The sequence below is a fragment of the Nocardia sp. NPDC059229 genome (genome assembly GCF_042754165.1).
In the GTDB taxonomy this organism is placed as follows: domain Bacteria; phylum Actinomycetota; class Actinomycetes; order Mycobacteriales; family Mycobacteriaceae; genus Nocardia.
This window is the reverse complement of sequence record NZ_JBHZAK010000001.1, coordinates 564,279-580,574: the sequence shown is the minus strand read 5'-3', so window position 1 is coordinate 580,574 and position 16,296 is coordinate 564,279. Positions and strand designations below refer to the sequence as shown.

The following is a 16,296-nucleotide window of genomic DNA, read 5'->3' as shown; positions in this document are numbered from 1 at the left end:
TGCGGCCCGCCTACCAGCAATGCACGGTTCGAATGACTGTCCGGCCGGCCGCCCGTCGGAAGGACGAGCCGGCCGGACCCGCGTCAGCTCCGCGCGGCCGGCACGCCGAGCAGCGCGGCCAATGCCGCAGCGGTGCCGGGGAATCGCTCGAGCAGGCCGGTTACCTCGTGGTTTCCGGCCGGGCCGGCCTCCTGCCAGCCGCCCTCGATGCCGAGCAGTCCGCTGAGCGCGTTGCAGGCGGCGGGGTGGGCGGCCAGCAGTTCGGTGACCGGCCCGCGCGGTGCGGCGGCCACCGGCGGTGCGGCCGTGGTGAATTCGACCGACCACGGCGGGACGAAGGCGTCCACGGCGGGCAGCGCGCCGGGGAAGGTGCGGCCCGCTTCCCGGACCAGGCCCGGGATCAGGTCGCCCGCCTGATGCTTCAGGGTGGTGATCAACTTCGGCAGCCAGGGCAGCAGCACCGCGTCCGGCAGCGTGCCGAAGGCCTTCGACAACAGCTCCACCACAAAGGGTTTCAGGGCCGGAGCCGGGTCGATCGCCTGCACGAAACCACTCACGTACTGCGGAACCGTCGGCAGCACCAGCGGATTGGCCAGCATCCCGTCGCACCGCGCGCGCAGCTCGGCCATGGTCAACAGGCCGAGCTGGAACCGCGCCGCCCACAGCAGGGCCACCTTGGCCGGCGCCTCCGGATGCGATTGCAGCACCGCCAGTTCCAGCTGGGTGTGATCGCAGCCCAGCGACAGCGCCAGGTTCTCCATCCCGAACAGGAAGCCCAGCATGGCCGCTACCTGCGCCGGCCCGGTCTCCTCCGCGGCGAAGGCGGTGGGCAGCAGGGTGCAGTAGTGCGCGTACCCGGCTGTCACGAACCGTTCGCACCAGGCCGGTAGGCCGTCCTCGGTGGAGCGGAAGTAGTTGAGCAGCACCCGGATCCGCCGCAGCACGACGGGCGCGTCGTCCACTGTCCGTTCGGCGGCGAGGAGTTCGACCGCGCGGTGGCCCAGCTCGTCGGCGAGCCGGACCGAGCCCAGATACACCAGCGCGTCCTCGACCGCGCCCAGCGCCACGGCCGCGGTCGCGTCCGGCGCGGCGACCGCGCGCCGCAGGCGCTGCTCCAGCACCTGCTCCACCGACACGCCCTCGTACCCGAGCTCCACCAGTGAGCGCTGATGTTTGCCGAGCCCGATGTCCCAGCTCTCCTGGATCGAGGTCTCGCCCAGTCCGCGTGAGCCCATGATGGGCCGCAGCGCGTCCTGCGGCAGCAGCCTGCGCAGCAGCCACAGCAGATCCGAGCAGGGCCGCAGGTCCGGATTCGCCTTCAGGTCCAGCAGCGCGCGTTGCAGCGTCCGCTTGGACAGATCCAGTCCCAGCGGTGCCAGCCGGTCGAGCACGTCGCGGGCCAGCGGCGGCAGCGCCGCGTACCCGACCTGGCCGATGCGGTCGCCGCCGAGCAGGATCTCGCACAGCCGCCGCACATCCCGCCGGCCCGGCACCCGGTCCTTCTCGAGGCAGGTGACGGCTGCGTCCTGGAAGTCGTACGGCGTCGGACGGGCACGATTGCGCAAGCCCGCCAGCAGGATCGAGGTCTCGAAGATGGCGATGGCGTCGGCGGTGCTGGCCAGGTAGCCGTTGCGCCGGGCCAGCCGGACGATATCCACCGACCATTCCAGGAGCTCGGCCTCGTCGAGCGGGTCCAGGACCGGTGGCCGGGACAGGAAGCCCGAAAGCCGGTCCGTCACTCCGGCTTCCGGTTCCGCCGGAAACGGCGGCTGCTTGGCGCGCTTCTTCGCTCCCTGCTGGCCTTCCAGCTGGAACGACTGCAATTTGCCGCGCCGCAATCCCTTCGCCCAGGTGGCCGCCGCGATCGACACCGCGCCGCCGGCCAGCCCGAACTGCGCCTCGATGGCGGAGTGGCTGGACGGGATCAGCCCGTAGTGCCATTTCGTGGCCGAGCGCGGCGAGATCTCGAACGGCTCCGACGCGGCCAGTCCGAACTGTTCGACCGGGCTGGCCGCATGGGCCGCGCCGCACACGTACAACGCCTGTGCCGGATCGATGTCGTTGGCGGCCAGGTGTTCCCGCATGCGGGTCCACATGTACCGTTCGCGGTCCTCGTCCTCGACGGTGCTGCCGCGCCGCAGTCGCCGGAACAGGCTGCCGATCATCACCATGACCTGGCGGTAGGTGTCGTAGTCGGCGTCCACGAGGGGCTGCTCGACGTACTGGTCCCACCATTCCGACCAGTGCCGGACCTTGCCGTGGTGCAGCAGGTGTTCTTCCAGTTCGGCGAAACGCGGTCGCAGATCACCGATTTCGAGGCCGACCGCGCCGCCGTGCAGGCCGTCGTCCTCGGGTTGCTCGCCGTCGGCGGGTGTCTCGGACTGCTTCGCCTCGGGAGCCCACTGGAAGACGTGATCGGTGGACCGATCCACCAGCACCAGTTCGACGCCCGGCGTATCGAGCGCGTAGGCGATGGCCTGGTACTCGGCCGACGATTCGGTGATCGGCGCGACCACCGACAGCGGCGCCCATTCCGCGGGGAAGCCCTCGATCTCGGTGGCGAAGGCCTGCAGCGCAATCGGCAGGCGGCAGTTGCGCAGCTCGTCCAGCAGCGGCCGCATGTCCTCGCACAATTCCAGGTAGATGACGCTCGGCTGCTTCTCGCGCAGCCGTCGCACCATGGCCAGACCGGAGGCGGGCGAGTGGTGACAGACCGGGAAGATCTCCAGCCGCTCCGACAGCGCCCGGTCGACATCGTCGACGATGCCCGCCAGGATGTCGCCCGCCGCCCCGGGTGCGCCGGCGAACGCGACGGCCGCGTCCGCCAGCTGATCACGCAGCGCGGCAAAGGTATTCGGCGCGGGCCGGATGTCGGACACGCTCACGACAGCCTCGCGATCGCCGCCCGGCCGCCCTCGAGGAATTCGCCCCAGGCGGCATCGCCCTTCTTGTCCTTGGTGCGCGGCTCGACGACGCCGTGCAGGTACTTGTTGAGAATGGCCAGATCCTCGGGCGTGCGCCGGGCCAGGGACCCGACCAGCGAACCGGCGAGGGTCTCCGCGCGCAGTTCCTTCGCACCGAAGAACTGGCTGTGCAGGATGGCGTCCTCGAGCACGCCGATCTGCTCGGCGGTGGACAGTGCCGACTCCAGCTTGTCGTCGTCGCTGGTGGCGGCCGCCGCGGCGGCGCGCAGATCGGCGAAGCTCTCCAGCAGGATGTCCAGCAGCGTGGGTGGCAGTTCCAGCTCGATGGAATGGCGACGCAGCAGTTCCGCGGTGCGGAAGCGCACGATCTCCGCCTCGCTCTTCTTGTTGGACACCACCGGAATTCGCACGAAATTGAAGCGCCGCTTGAGTGCCGAGGACAGGTCGTTCACGCCGCGGTCGCGGCTGTTGGCGGTGGCGATGATGGAGAAGCCCGGCTGCGCGAACACCACATTGTCGTCATCGAGCTCGGGGATCGAGACGTACTTCTCCGACAGGATGGAGATCAGCGCGTCCTGCACATCGCTGGTGGAGCGGGTGAGCTCCTCGAAGCGGCCGATCACGCCCTGCTCCATGGCCGTCATGATCGGGGACGGGATCATCGACTCCCGCGACTGACCCTTGGCGATGACCATGGAGATGTTCCACGAGTACTTGATGTGGTCCTCGGTGGTGCCGGCGGTGCCCTGCACCACCAGCGTGGAATTGCGGCTGATGGCCGCCGACAGCAGCTCGGCCAGCCAGCTCTTGCCGGTACCCGGATCGCCGATGAGCAGCAGACCCCGGTCCGAGGCCAGCGTGACAATGCTGCGCTCGACGAAACTGCGGTCACCGAACCACTTCTGCTCCACCTCGCGGTCCAGTCCGTCGGCACGTTCGGAGCCGAGTATGAACAGCCGCACCATCTTCGGGCTCAGCCGCCACGCGAACGGCTTGGGGCCGTCGTCGATGGACTCCAGCCAATCCAGTTCCTCGGCGTACTTGACCTCGGCGGGGGCGCGCAAAACGTCGTTCATGATGGGTCTCCTAGTCGAGGAAGTTCTTGAGTTCGTGCACGAGCTTCTGGATGCGTCCGGAAATCACCGGGGTGCCAAGGTTTTTGAACCGTTCGCGGAACCACGGGTTGACGCTCTGGTGGCCCGAGCTGTTCACCGAGCCGACCGGGATGAGCTTCACCCCGGAGCGGTGCACCGCCTCCATGGCCTCGAACAGCGGCTGGGAGCGATCGAACTCGTAGAAGTCCGAAATCCACACCAGCACGGTGTTCTTCGGGTCGGTGATCTTGGGCTGGGCCATGGCCATGGCGACCGGGCCGTCGTTGCCGCCACCGAGATTGGTGCGCAACAGCACCTCGAACGGGTCGTGCACCCACGGGGTGAGATCCAGGGCGCGGGTGTCGTAGGCGATGAGATGCACATCCACCTTGGGCAGGCCCGCGAAGATCGACGCCAGAATGGTGCAGTTCACCATGGAGTCGACCATGGAGCCGGACTGGTCCACCACCACGATCATGCGGGCGGGGACGGTGCGCTTGGCGGTCTGGCGGTAGTAGAGCCGGTCGACGTAGAGCCGCTCGTCCTGGGGGTTCCAGTTGGGCAGGTTCTTCCAGATGGTCCGGTCCACATCCAGGTTGCGCAGGATGCGCTTGGGCGGGACCGAGCGGTCGACGGTGCCGACACTGGTCTGCTGCACCTGGGTGCGCAGCACTTCGGCGACCTCGTCGATGTAGCGGCGGATGAGGCGTTTGGCATTGGCCAGGGCCACGCCGGACAGATTGTGCTTGTCGCGCAACAGTTGTTCGATCAGCGACATGCTCGGGGTGAGCTGGGCGGCCAGGTGCGGATCGGCGAGCACCTCGCGCAGCCGCATGCGGGACACCAGCTCGCCTTCCAGACCGGTGAGCACGCCTTGCACGGCGCCGGCCTGCTCCTCGCCCAGGCAGCGCCGCAGCCAGTTCGCATCGGACTGCCAGCCCGCCAGCTGGGTGGCGCTGACCTGGCCGGAGCCGGTGGCGAAGACGTTCAGCAGCAGCTTGGAAACCAGTGCGGCGGTGCGGACATCGGCCGCGCCGATGGATTGGAGCGCCGCGTCTTCGGTCTCGCTCCCGGCGTCTTCGGCCGCCGCTCCCTCGGTCGCGGAGTCCCCGGTTTCGGAGAAGTCGAGGCTTTCGAACTCCGCCCGCATCTCCGGATAGCGTTGCACCACATTGTCGATGGAGATGCCCGGATCGAGCACGGCCAGCGGCAGACCGAGATCGTCGACGATGCCCGCGCTGGCCTGCTCCAGCGCCGGTTGCTGATCTCCGGTGAAGACACCGGCCAGGAGACGCCAGTACAGGATCTGGCGTCGCGTTTCATGATTCGTCATTTGCGCAGCAGCCGTCCCGCGCGCTCGCGCAGCACCGCCACGGCATCGCCCGACTTGGCCTGTGCCTTGGCGACTTTCGGATCCGTCGGGCCGAGCGCCCAATCACCGTTGTGGAAGGCGGTGAGCGCGCCCTTGACCTTGCGCTGCACGGCCAGCGGCCGCACCGACCAGACGCCCGCATCCCAGCGCAGCAATCCGATCATGACGCTGGACCCGGTCACCCCGGCCGGAGTGAGTGGACCGGCGGACGGCAGCGCGTCCAGCTCCACCCGGATCCGCTGGTCACCCATCTCCAGTACGCCGTCGCGGAACCGGTACCCCTCGAGCACAACCGGTTCGGCGATGTGCACCGGATCGCGATCCAGCGGTGCGACGGCCGGGGCCTGCGCCTGCGGCAGTTGCACGGTGGCGGTGACGAACGGATCGGCGGCCTCCCCAGCCTTCGCCCGATCGTCATCCCACAGCAGGTCACCGGTCGCCGTCAGCGGCATATCGGTGAGCTCCAGGGCGCGCTGCCCGGCCAGTGCGGTGAGCAACTGGCGATGCACACCCAGCAGCTGCCACACCGCCGGTCCCACAATGGTGTCCACCTTGGCCGCCGCCACCGACACCCGCACCCGGCGGGCCGGTGCGCCCGCGACCTCGAGCACGCCGTGCACCTGTGCCTGTACCGCGGTCCCGTGCTCGTGCAGGTCCACGCCGAGCGGGAGCAGGCGACCCGAAACCGGCTCGGTGGCAGCGGATTCCGCGCCGCGCCAGGACAGCAGCAGGGCGCGCGTCCACAGATCGGCCCAGCGTCGCGCGGGTACCCGGTCCATGGTGGCGATCGGCGCGGACGCGCCCAGTTCGGCGGTGAAGCCGTCCAGCAGCATCGCCAGCCGCCGCCGCGCGGGTTCGGCCAGCAGCGACTCCACGGTCTGATCCGCGGCCGCCACCAGGTCATGGTCCACGCCGCGCCATCCGGCGATGGCCAGTTCACCCAGCCAGGCGCGGGAACCCGCCGCGAGCGGGCTCGGTGCGGCCGCATCCGGCGTGCCCGTCCACTCGGATCGATTGCGGCCCATGGCCGTATCGGCCTGGTCGACCAGTGCGTCGTGCACCGCGCCCAGCAGGGCGGCCCGGGCGGCGGCCAGCGCCGACAGCTCATCCGTGCCGATCGCCCCCGTGCTCACCTTCGACACCGCCGCCGAAACCGCCTCGGCCAGAGGCGAACCCGCCACCGCCGCGGACAGTGCCGCCAGCGCCGCGCTCTGCGGTTCGGAAACCCGGGCGAAGCCATTGACCAGAGCGGAATCGAACCCGCTCACCGCGTCCAGCGCTGCCTCTACGCCGACGGGCCCATCCACCAGCGCCGCCAGTTGTACCGCCTGCATCAGCGACCCACCCCCGCCGGGAACCAGTGCAGCTCCGGAATCGGCGTCGCGCTACCCGGCAGCTCCAGATAGGTCAGATGCCGCAGGAACCGGCTGAACACCGCGGCGGCCGGAGCCGGATCACGAGTTCCATTGAGACAGTGGGCAAGTCGAGAACCCTCCGGGACCTCGACCCGCAGAAACCGCGCCACCCGATCCTGCCCGTACTGGAGCACCGCTTCATCGATCAGCGCGTCCAGATGCTTGCAGGCCCACCCCTGGTTCAACCCGCCGCACGGCCGGTTGTTGTTGGTGCTGCAGCTCAGCCCGTGCGTCCCCGCGGTCACCGATGCCACGTACACCCGTGAGATATCGGAGCCACTCGACACCACCCCCTGCAGGCGTCCGTCGGCCAGCTCGACGAACGGCACCTTGTTCAATTTCCGCGGCGCGACAGCGGGCAAAACCCGCACCACAGCAGCGCTTTCCCAAGCCGGTTCACCCGGCGTGGCACTCGGATTCGAGGCCATCGTTCTCCCTCCCGGTCGATCACGATGCGCCCAAGGTATGTGACCCCACCGACAAGTCCCGTCCCACCCCCGACACGGCTGGTGAGGACCCCTTCCCGTGGCAGCTCCCGGGCCCATCCGCCGGCGACGGCGGCTGCCGTGAACGGAGCCGCGGGGCCCGAAGCGGACGTATTTCATTGACTCGCAACGCAATTCCGATGCCAGGCTCGGGATGTTGTGCAATTCATCGCCATTCGCATCGCCCGGTGCCGTGACCCGGCTCGTCAACCGGCAACGGTCACTCGGATTTCCGTCGCATCCGTGCCCATGGATGGTCCCCTCAGCTCCACGAAGATCGGTGCGCTCTGCAACTCGCCGCGCGATAAAATCGATCATGGCTCGGGGTTTCAGCTCGGGGTGATGTGCAATGGGTGATCGGCCGACCGGCGATGCCACCGCTGCCTTCGATCCATTGGCCGATCGGGCGGTGAGTGAGCGGTCGAGCGCGCCGATCGCGAGTGACGAACTCGAGCCGGGGAATCGGATCGACGATTTCGATCTGCTGCTGGAGCTGGGTCACGGCTCGTTCGCCAGGGTGTTCCTGGCCCGGCAGCGCTCGATGCAGCGACTGGTGGCGGTGAAGGTTTCCACGGACCACGGCATCGAACCCAAGACGCTCGCCCGGTTGGAGCACGAGTACATCGTTCGGGTCTACGACCAGCGGGTGCTGCCGGGCCTCGGGCTGAAACTCCTGTACATGCAGTACCTGCCGGGGGGAACGCTGTCAGCGGTGCTGACGCGGGTCCGCGAGACCCGGCCGGAGCAACGCAGCGGGCGGTTGCTGCTGGACGCCGTCGACGCGGCATTGGAGGAGAAGGGCGAGATCCGCACCACCGGCCTGCGGGTGCGTGAGGAAATCGCCGACCTGTCGTGGCCGGAGACCGTGGCCTGGCTCGGACGCCGGCTCGCCGAGGCACTGGACTACGCCGAGCGACAGGGTGTACTGCACCGCGACATCAAGCCCGCGAACATCCTGCTCTCCGCCGACGGTGTGCCGAAGCTGGCCGATTTCAATATCAGTTTCAGTGACCACCTCGCGGGCAGCAGTCCGGTGGCGTATTTCGGCGGGTCCCTGGCCTACATGTCGCCCGAGCATCTCGCGGCGAGCCACCCGTCGCTGCCCGGCACGGTCGACGACTTGGATACGCGCAGTGACATCTACGCCCTCGGCGTCGTGTTGTGGGAGCTGCTGACCGGGCGGCGGCCGTTCCCCCGGGTCGAGGCGAAGGATTCGCAGGACTATGTCGAGCAGGAGCTCGCGATCCGCCGCCGCCCGATCGCCGAGGAATTCCTGGACGACCTGCCCGCCGACTGCCCGGCCTCGCTGCGCCGCGTGCTGCTGACCTGCCTGTCGCCACGACGGGATGATCGGTGGGCCAATGGCGCGGAGCTGGCTCAGCAATTCGAGCTGTGCCTCGACCCCCGGGCCCGGGATCTGGTCGACCCGCCGCAGCACTCCCGGCGGCCGACCGGACCGCTGTGGCCGCTGCCGATGATCGCGATAGCGATCGGGATACCGAATGTGGTGGCGGCTGGGTACAACTATTACTACAACAAAACGCTCATCGTCAGTAAGCTCGCGCCCGCAGCTCAGCGGTCCTTCGACTATGTCGCCTCGGTGTTGTATCCGCTCGCTATCGCGGTGGGCGGAATCCTGATTCTCTATGCGTCGCGCCGCCTGATTGTCGTACCCATTGGTTTGCGGCTCGGATGGAACTACAGCGACCAGACCCTCACTCGGACGCGTATCGATGCGCTGCGGCTCGGTAGCCGGGCGGCGCGGATTGCCTTCGTGTTCTGGGTGCTCTGCGGCGTGATTGTCCCTTTGATGCTGAACCTGATCGCAGGCGGCGTTCCACGCGGCACCTACGTGCATTTCCTGCTGTCGGTCGTCGTGTGCGGCGCAATCGCGGTGGCGTATCCGTACTTCGCGGTCACCTGGTACGTGGTGCGGTGCCTGTATCCCGTCTTCCTGGTGCACGGACGGTCCGACGCCGCCGATATCGACCACCTGGGCCGCCTCGCCGGGCGCACCGGTTTCTACCTCACCGTGGCGGCCGCGGTGCCGCTGGTCGGCGTGACCGGCATAACGTTCCTTCCGGGTGCGGAGATCGAATCCATTATCTGGGCGGTCCGGATCCTGTGCATCGGCGGCATCATCGGCTTCGTGCTCGCCTATCTGCTCTACGGGGTCATCGAGAAAGATATCGAGGCACTCGAACGGGTTGCGTCCGCATCCGATACGTGTGCCGCGGGCACGGACGAGCCGAACCCCGATACGGCATCGGAGTCGTCTCGGCGGCAGGACCAGCGGTCGGGAGCCCCACACGGGCGCGGCGGCCGCGCTGGTCCGAGCGGTGCGCGCGGCCGTCTGTGACCGGCATCGATCTCCATTGGCGAGTCTCGGTGGGTGCGGGTGCATGCCTGGGAGGGGACGCCGATAATGTGATGTCGGATGAGTTGTTCTACCGCTGTTGCTGACCCGAAGTCGCTGACCCGCCGTTTCGGGCGGGTGATGTGGCTGGTTCCGGCGTTGTGTGTGGCCTTCACCGCGCTGTGCCTGATGCTGCCCGTGTGGCCGTTCAAGCAGATCACCGGTGGGTTCATCGACCTGCAGGTGTATCGGCTGGGCGTGCAGACGCTATGGCACGGCGGGGATATGTACGGGCAGTTGCCGCAGACCACGATCGGGATCGGGCTGCCTTTCATCTATCCGCCGTTCTCCGCGCTGGTGCTGTCGCCGTTCGCGGCGTTGCCCTGGGACGTGGCTCGCACCGGGTTCTTCGTGACCTCGGTGGCCGCGCTGGCGATTTCGTTCTATCTGGTGGCGCTGCGGGTGTGGCCGGGGGAGAGCCGGCAGCGGCTCGGGCTGTGGGTGACCGCTTGCGCCACGCCGCTGGCCCTGCTGCTGGAGCCGACCCACTCGACGCTGGATTTCGGGCAGGTCAATCTGCTGCTGATGGTGCTCGTGGTGGCCGACTGCCTGACGGAGAAGCCGAAGTGGCGACGCGGCATGCTGATCGGTATCGCGGCCGCGGTGAAGCTGACGCCGGCCGCGTTCATCCTCTACTTCCTGATCCGCCGTGATTACAAGGCCGCCGTCACGGCCGCGGTCACCGGTGCCGTTGCGACCGCGCTGACCTTTGCCGTGTTGCCGCAGGCGTCGGTGAAGTACTGGTTCGGCGGGTTGGGCAATGTGTCGGGGCTCAGCGGTTCGGCATTCCACACCAATCAGTCGATTCAGGCGGTGCTGGCTCGGTTCGAGATCCACAAGCCACTGCTCACGATTCTGTGGCTGGTGCTGAGCGCCGCACTGCTGGCGCTGGTGGTGCCCGCCATGCGCCGCGCGGCGGACTTCCCGCCGCTGGCCCTCGGAATCAACGCGGTCTTCACGCTGCTGGTGTCTCCGATCTCCTGGTCGCACCACTGGATCTGGATCGCCCCGGCCCTGCTGGCGATGCTCGGCTACGCGACCCGGTTGCCCTGGCGCCGTGCCACGGGCTGGTACCTGGTCACCGCGATCACGGCCGCGATCTTCGTGATCGGCCCGCAGAATTGGCTCCCGGACGGTGAACATCGCGAATCGCACTGGACGCCTTGGCAGCACCTCATCGGCAACACCTACGTCTGGTTCAGCGTGCTGCTGGTGGCGCTGTTCCTGCTCAGCACCCGGCGCGCGCGGCCGGTCGACCAGAACCATGCGGTTGGCGCGCTGGTCCGTTAGGCCCCTTCCTGTTTCACCATTTCCTGTATCAGCTCGCGGTAATGCACCGCGGCTGGACCGGATCGGGGGAAGGGGTTATTCTCGGCCAGGTGTTGACTCCTTCTGAACAAAGATTGGGGGTCCCGTTCGTGCCAGGTGAGTGCTGATGCGCACTTCGAGTACGAATAGGGACGATTCCCGCTTTTCCTGCTGGCTGCGCGTGCGTGAGTACGCCGTGCCGCCGTCCATGATCGAGACCGCGACTGCCCGGCGTTGTGTCGGGGACTGGGCTGGGGCTTGTGCCGCAGCGGGTTTCGATGTCGATATCGATATGCGTTCGCTGGTGCGCGCCCACGGCCGGGAACTCGCCGCTCGGGTGCGGGCCGATCTGCGCCACTTGGCACCGGACCTGTTGCGCTGGCACATGCCGCGGATTGCTCCCGACGGTCTGCTTCGGCCGGGGCTGACGATCACCCTGGCACGATACGATCCGGAGGACTGCGGAATCTGTTGCGGCAGAGAGCATTCCGTGCATCTGGTCGTCCGGACCGCGCCCGCCTGGGCGGATGCGGGCCAGCGAATCAGCCTCGCACTCTGGGACGGATCCCGCTCCGGTGCCGGCCTGCACCCGCACTCCCGTCCCAACCGGCGGTTCCGGCTCGATCTGCACCGTCATCTGTGGGATGCCCGCAGCAGTGATGAGCTGCGGATGCGTTCCGGTGCAGCGCGACTCGCCGACGAAGGCACGCCGGACTCCGGGCTGTCGGAGCTGGTGCCGCCGGGGTGCGCCGTCGACCGATGGGCGGCTGAGGCGGGAATACTGCTGCAGGCCCATGGGCGCCGGGCCGGGCCGGTCCTGGTGCGGTGTGGCGCACGGCGGCGCGTCGTCGCCGATGTGTCTGTGCCCGAGGATGATTCGCCGGTATTGCGGATCGAGGAGACGTTTCCGCGGGGCGGGATATCCGCGCTGCCAGTGCTGCCGGATGCGGCGACCTGGGCGTTACCCGATCTGGAACTGCTTCGTGCCGGTGCGATCACGCCGGATCTGCTGCATCCACTTGTCGCGTCGGCACTGGTGCCGGACCGTTCGCCGGCCGCTGTCTCCCCGATTGCCGACCCGGCGGGCCGGCCGCACCTGGTGGACTGCCGGGGCGAGCTGCACCGCATCGGACTGGTGAACGGGGTGCTGGCCGCACTGGACCACGATCCGGCGGAGATCCGCAGGGAGGAGCTGCTGGTCGCGTTGACCGGCACTCCGCTGCCCTGTCTGCAGGCCATCGACCGGGCACATCGGCATCCGGATTGTCTTGTCGGCGTTCGTGAACGGCTGGACCACGGCGACACCGCCGGTGCACTGGCCGTCGTCGAGAGTCTGCTCGGCCCCGACGCGCTGCTGCGTGCGGGAGCGCTGCGAGACGAGCTCGAGGCTTCCGCGCAACGGCGGATCGGCTACGGACTGTTCCGGGCCGGGCTGACCAGACCAGCGCTGACCCCACCGGCGGCCGAACACGATCATGCTCGCCGATGCCGCAGCGCAAGTCGCGCGCATCCGCGCCACGCGACCGCACGCTGATCCTTCCCCAATTCCTTTACACCCAAAGGTGATTCACACATGCCTGTAGAAACCACGTGTGCTCCGGCCGCGGAGCACGCCCACCCTTCCCAACTCGACGTCGCAAGTGAACTGCTGAACCTGCTGGGCGCGGTGACCACCGAGCCGCGCCCGAATATCCAATTGGACGCGCTGACACTGGCGGTCGCCGCCGACCTGCCGGTGCTGCTGTGGGGCGAGCCCGGGATCGGCAAGACCGCGGCCCTGACCCAGCTCGCCGCATCCCTGGATCTTCCACTGACCACCGTGATCGCGAGTGTCCATGAGCCGTCGGACTTTTCGGGTCTGCCCATCGTCGGAGACGACCCGGCGACGCACGGCGTGCCGATGGCGCCGCCGGACTGGGCCGTCCGCCTGGTGCGGGCCGGTCGCGGGCTGCTGTTCCTGGACGAACTGTCGACCGCACCGCCGGCCGTGCAGGCCGCCCTGCTCCGCCTGGTCCTGGAACGGCGGATCGGTGCACTGCGCCTGCCCGACGGTGTCCGCATCGTCGCCGCCGCCAACCCGCGCTCCTCGGCGGCCGACGGCTGGGAGCTGAGTCCGCCGCTGGCCAACCGCTTCGTGCACCTGCAGTGGACGCACGATCACGATGTGGTCGTCCGGGGCCTCGGCGGCACTTGGCCGCGCGCGACCTTGCCCACGCTCGATCCGGAAAAGGTCACGGAGGCAGTGGCTTTCGCACGCCGCGCGGTGTGCGCGCTGCTCGCGGCGCGTCCCAAACTCGTCCATCAACTGCCCAGCACCGAAACCCGCAGGGGTGGCGCCTGGCCGTCGCCGCGCAGCTGGGAGATGACGGTGCGGCTGATCGCCTTCGCCACCGCGGCCGGCTCCGGACGGGATGTGCTGTCCCTGCTGGTCCGGGGCGCCGTCGGTGACGGTCCAGGTTTCGAATTGCTGACCAGCATCGACCGGATGGACCTGCCCGATCCCGAGGTGCTGCTCGCCGATCCGGCCGCCGCCGAGCTGCCCGAGCGCGGCGATCTCCGTCAGGCCGTGCTCGACGGTGTGGTGGCGGCAGTCCGCTTGCGCCCGGAGCGATCCCGCTGGGACGCGGCGTGGGCGCTGCTGGTGAAGGCCGTGGAATCCGGTGCGCCGGACCTGGTGGTCGTCCCCGCGACGACCCTCGCCACCCTGCGCCGGGACGACTGGGACGTGCCCGCCTCGATCGAACGACTGGCCGGCATGGTGTCGGTGTCGCAGGGCGCGGATCGCGCCGCGGCCCGGGTCGCCGCGCAGGCGCGCCGATGACACCGGACACCGCGCGGCTCGACTTCGACAAGCTCTTCGCCGCCCGGCTGCTGGCCGCCCGGGCCCGGCCATATCTGGCGACCGCGCTGTTCGCCCTGCACCTGGTCGAGTCGCCGCGGGTGCCGACGATGGGTGTGGACCGGTACTGGCGGTGTTATGTGTCGCCGGCGTTCGTGAACTACACGCCGGTGGCGGACCTGGCCTCGGTCCTGGTGCACGAGGTGTCGCATCTGCTGCGCGAACATCACAGGCGCAGTGACCGATTCGCCCGGGAGCACGACCTGACCGGCCCGGCGGAGCGACTGCGGATGAATATCGCCGCGGATGCCGAGATCAACGACGACGCGTTCGGCGACGGCCTGGTCCAGCCCGAGGGGGCAGTGCTGCCGTCGACGCTGGGGTTGGGCTCCGGTGAGCTCATGGAGGACTATCTGCGTCAGTTCCGCCTCGGGCCGCGCACCGCGGACCTGGCCTGGCTGGACTGCGGCAGTGGCGCCGACGGCCTCGACCGGGAGTGGGAACTGGGGCCGGACGGCGCGGACGGACTGAGCGAACAGGAACGCGACGCCGTCCGATTTCGCGTGGCACAGGGCATCATCGCCCGTCCGGGGCACGCACCCGAGGGGTGGCGCCGGTGGGCGGAGGAGGCGGTGCACCCGCCGCAGCCGTGGCGGGATCTGCTGGGAGCGGCGATCCGCTCGGCGGCTTCCGCCCCAGGCGCCGGCGCGGACTACAGCTACGGGCGGCCCGCGCGGCGCTCGGCCGGAGTGCCCGGCGTCGTCCTGCCGAGCCTGCGGCGCACCCCACCCCGCGTCACCGTGATCATCGATACCTCGGGGTCGGTCAGCGACGCCGAACTGGGCAGCGCGCTGCTCGAAACGGCAGCCATCGCCCGGACCGTGGGCGGCCGCCGTGACCTGGTCACCGTGCTGTCGTGCGACGCCGCGGCCCGGATCGCGGATCCGCTGTGCCGTGCCGAGGGCATCCCGCTGATCGGCGGCGGGGGAACGGATCTGCGCACCGGCTTCGCCAAAGCGCTACGTGCGCAACCTCGTCCGGATGTGGTCGTGGTGCTGACGGACGGTCAGACGCCGTGGCCGGCCGCCCGCCCCGCGTGCCGCACGGTCGTGGGCTTGTTCCGCCGGGACCCCGTCTGGCGGGAAGACGATCCGGAGTACGTACCGGACCGCCCGCCCGCCTGGGCAAGGGTCGTCGATATCGGGTGACGGCGCGGACTGCCACGGCCGGGATGGTTGACGGCGGTACGGGTGTGGCGCATGGTGGGCCGATGGGCGATGACGTGCGGGCCGGGCTGAAGTTCTCCAGTCTCGACAGTCCCTTGTTCGACGGGGCCGAGGCCACCAAGGGCGATTTGATCGACTATCTGGAGGCGATCGGGGAGCGGATGGTGCCGTCGTTGCGGGAGCGGCCGCTGTCGGTGGTGCGGGTGCGGCCGGGGCAGGAGCCGTTCATGCAGAAGAATCTGCCCAAGTACACACCGGAGTGGGTGCGGCGGGTGACGCTGTGGGCGGGCAGTTCGAAACGGGAGGTGTCCTACGCGCTGTGCGATGACGTGCGGACGTTGCTGTGGTTCGGGAATCAGCGCGCGGTGGAGTACCACGTGACACTGCTGTACGCGGAGGGTCTCGCCGACTATTCCGGCAGCCCAACGCATCTCGTGCTGGATATCGACCCGGCGCCGGATCAGCCCTTCGCTCAGGTGGTCGGGGCCGCGCAGCTCATTCGGGAAGCGCTGGCGGCGGACGGGCTGGCGGGCGCGGTGAAAACCAGTGGCTCCAAGGGCGTGCACATCTTCGTCCCGGTCGTGCCGGGCGTCGATCTCGAGGATGCCGCGGCGGCGACCCGGGCGATCGCCGCGCGCGCCGAACGTCTCGATCCGCAGCTCGCCACCACGGCGTTCATTCGAGAAGACCGGGGCGGCAAGGTCTTTCTCGATTCGACCCGCGCCGGCGGCGCGACGGTGGTGTCGGTCTACAGCCCGCGGATCCGCCCGGGCGCGACCGTCTCGTTCCCGGTCGCCTGGGCGGACCTGCCCGACGTCGACCCGCACGACTTCACGATTCGCACGGCGGCCAAGATGCTCGGCGACCGCGATCCCTGGGCCGAGGCCATGCCCGAACCCCAGTCTCTCCCAGCCGATCTCATCGCCGAGGGGCACACCATCCCGGTGGCGCGGGTGCAGGCCATGCACGAGGGCAAGCGCCGCGCCCGCGCCCGCCGGGAGAACTGACTCGGGCCGCCGCGTCCCGGGTCAGCAGGTGCTCGTCGGCGTCGTACTGGATGAATCCGCATGTATTCGAGAAAGGGCACGCGGAAATAGGCGAGCGCCGGGGGTGTCGCCGAATACCGGAAAGAGTTACGAGCGTCGGCGCAGGATTACCCCTTGATCCGGAGAAATCTGTCCTAACCCTGGGCGTCTCTCGGCGCACAATGTGTCCGC

General features: G+C 69.0%; 11 protein-coding genes. 6 read left to right on the top strand and 5 right to left on the bottom strand.

The features are described from left to right. Window positions 1-83 precede the first annotated feature (83 nt). From ACFXHE_RS02735 to ACFXHE_RS02715, 5 genes are read right to left on the bottom strand one after another with little or no spacing between them, the layout of a single operon-like run. Complete coding sequence (locus ACFXHE_RS02735) at window positions 84-2,885, bottom strand: DUF5682 family protein (RefSeq protein WP_379379114.1); 2,802 nt, start codon at window positions 2,883-2,885, stop codon at window positions 84-86. Then, window positions 2,882-4,000: an AAA family ATPase gene (locus ACFXHE_RS02730; protein WP_354835976.1), complete on the bottom strand. Its 1,119-nt coding sequence runs from the start codon at window positions 3,998-4,000 to the stop codon at window positions 2,882-2,884. The genes ACFXHE_RS02735 and ACFXHE_RS02730 overlap by 4 nt, the downstream gene beginning before the upstream one ends. 10 nt (window positions 4,001-4,010) lie before the next feature. After that, window positions 4,011-5,351, bottom strand: coding sequence for a VWA domain-containing protein (locus ACFXHE_RS02725; protein ID WP_379379112.1), 1,341 nt, complete (start codon window positions 5,349-5,351; stop codon window positions 4,011-4,013). After that, entirely contained in the window at window positions 5,348-6,724 is a 1,377-nt protein-coding gene (locus ACFXHE_RS02720) for a hypothetical protein (RefSeq protein WP_379379110.1), read from the bottom strand. The genes ACFXHE_RS02725 and ACFXHE_RS02720 overlap by 4 nt, the downstream gene beginning before the upstream one ends. Then, window positions 6,724-7,134, bottom strand: coding sequence for a hypothetical protein (locus tag ACFXHE_RS02715; RefSeq protein ID WP_356999960.1), 411 nt, complete (start codon window positions 7,132-7,134; stop codon window positions 6,724-6,726). The genes ACFXHE_RS02720 and ACFXHE_RS02715 overlap by 1 nt, the downstream gene beginning before the upstream one ends. Before the next feature lie 505 nt (window positions 7,135-7,639). On the opposite strand from ACFXHE_RS02715, the gene ACFXHE_RS02710 reads away from it, so the two are divergent. The 6 genes from ACFXHE_RS02710 to ACFXHE_RS02685 all read left to right on the top strand — a co-directional run bounded on the left by ACFXHE_RS02710 (window position 7,640) and on the right by ACFXHE_RS02685 (window position 16,086). Next, window positions 7,640-9,649 (top strand): serine/threonine-protein kinase, encoded by a 2,010-nt coding sequence (locus ACFXHE_RS02710; RefSeq protein ID WP_379379108.1) that lies wholly within the window; start codon window positions 7,640-7,642, stop codon window positions 9,647-9,649. Between the two features lie 78 nt (window positions 9,650-9,727). Next, entirely contained in the window at window positions 9,728-10,996 is a 1,269-nt protein-coding gene (locus ACFXHE_RS02705; RefSeq protein WP_379379106.1) for a glycosyltransferase 87 family protein, read from the top strand. 145 nt (window positions 10,997-11,141) lie between these two features. After that, the gene (locus tag ACFXHE_RS02700; protein ID WP_379379104.1) at window positions 11,142-12,548 is read left to right on the top strand and encodes a hypothetical protein; all 1,407 of its coding nucleotides are present in this window, start codon (window positions 11,142-11,144) and stop codon (window positions 12,546-12,548) included. Window positions 12,549-12,587: 39 nt separating this feature from the next. Further along, window positions 12,588-13,835: an AAA family ATPase gene (locus ACFXHE_RS02695; RefSeq protein WP_379379102.1), complete on the top strand. Its 1,248-nt coding sequence runs from the start codon at window positions 12,588-12,590 to the stop codon at window positions 13,833-13,835. Continuing rightward, on the top strand, window positions 13,832-15,061 hold the full coding sequence (locus ACFXHE_RS02690; RefSeq protein ID WP_379379100.1) for a VWA-like domain-containing protein: 1,230 nt from the start codon (window positions 13,832-13,834) through the stop codon (window positions 15,059-15,061). The genes ACFXHE_RS02695 and ACFXHE_RS02690 overlap by 4 nt, the downstream gene beginning before the upstream one ends. Before the next feature lie 62 nt (window positions 15,062-15,123). After that, window positions 15,124-16,086: a DNA polymerase domain-containing protein gene (locus ACFXHE_RS02685; RefSeq protein ID WP_379379098.1), complete on the top strand. Its 963-nt coding sequence runs from the start codon at window positions 15,124-15,126 to the stop codon at window positions 16,084-16,086. Window positions 16,087-16,296 lie beyond the last annotated feature (210 nt).

What these genes read in the sequence shown, in the direction of transcription:
- ACFXHE_RS02730 (WP_354835976.1), bottom strand. Translation starts at nt 4,000, where the DNA reads ATGAACGACGTTTTGCGCGCCCCCGCCGAGGTCAAGTACGCCGAGGAA.
- ACFXHE_RS02725 (WP_379379112.1), bottom strand. Translation starts at nt 5,351, where the DNA reads ATGACGAATCATGAAACGCGACGCCAGATCCTGTACTGGCGTCTCCTG.
- ACFXHE_RS02720 (WP_379379110.1), bottom strand. Translation starts at nt 6,724, where the DNA reads ATGCAGGCGGTACAACTGGCGGCGCTGGTGGATGGGCCCGTCGGCGTA.
- ACFXHE_RS02710 (WP_379379108.1), top strand. Translation starts at nt 7,640, where the DNA reads ATGGGTGATCGGCCGACCGGCGATGCCACCGCTGCCTTCGATCCATTG.
- ACFXHE_RS02705 (WP_379379106.1), top strand. Translation starts at nt 9,728, where the DNA reads ATGAGTTGTTCTACCGCTGTTGCTGACCCGAAGTCGCTGACCCGCCGT.
- ACFXHE_RS02700 (WP_379379104.1), top strand. Translation starts at nt 11,142, where the DNA reads ATGCGCACTTCGAGTACGAATAGGGACGATTCCCGCTTTTCCTGCTGG.
- ACFXHE_RS02695 (WP_379379102.1), top strand. Translation starts at nt 12,588, where the DNA reads ATGCCTGTAGAAACCACGTGTGCTCCGGCCGCGGAGCACGCCCACCCT.
- ACFXHE_RS02690 (WP_379379100.1), top strand. Translation starts at nt 13,832, where the DNA reads ATGACACCGGACACCGCGCGGCTCGACTTCGACAAGCTCTTCGCCGCC.
- ACFXHE_RS02685 (WP_379379098.1), top strand. Translation starts at nt 15,124, where the DNA reads ATGGGCGATGACGTGCGGGCCGGGCTGAAGTTCTCCAGTCTCGACAGT.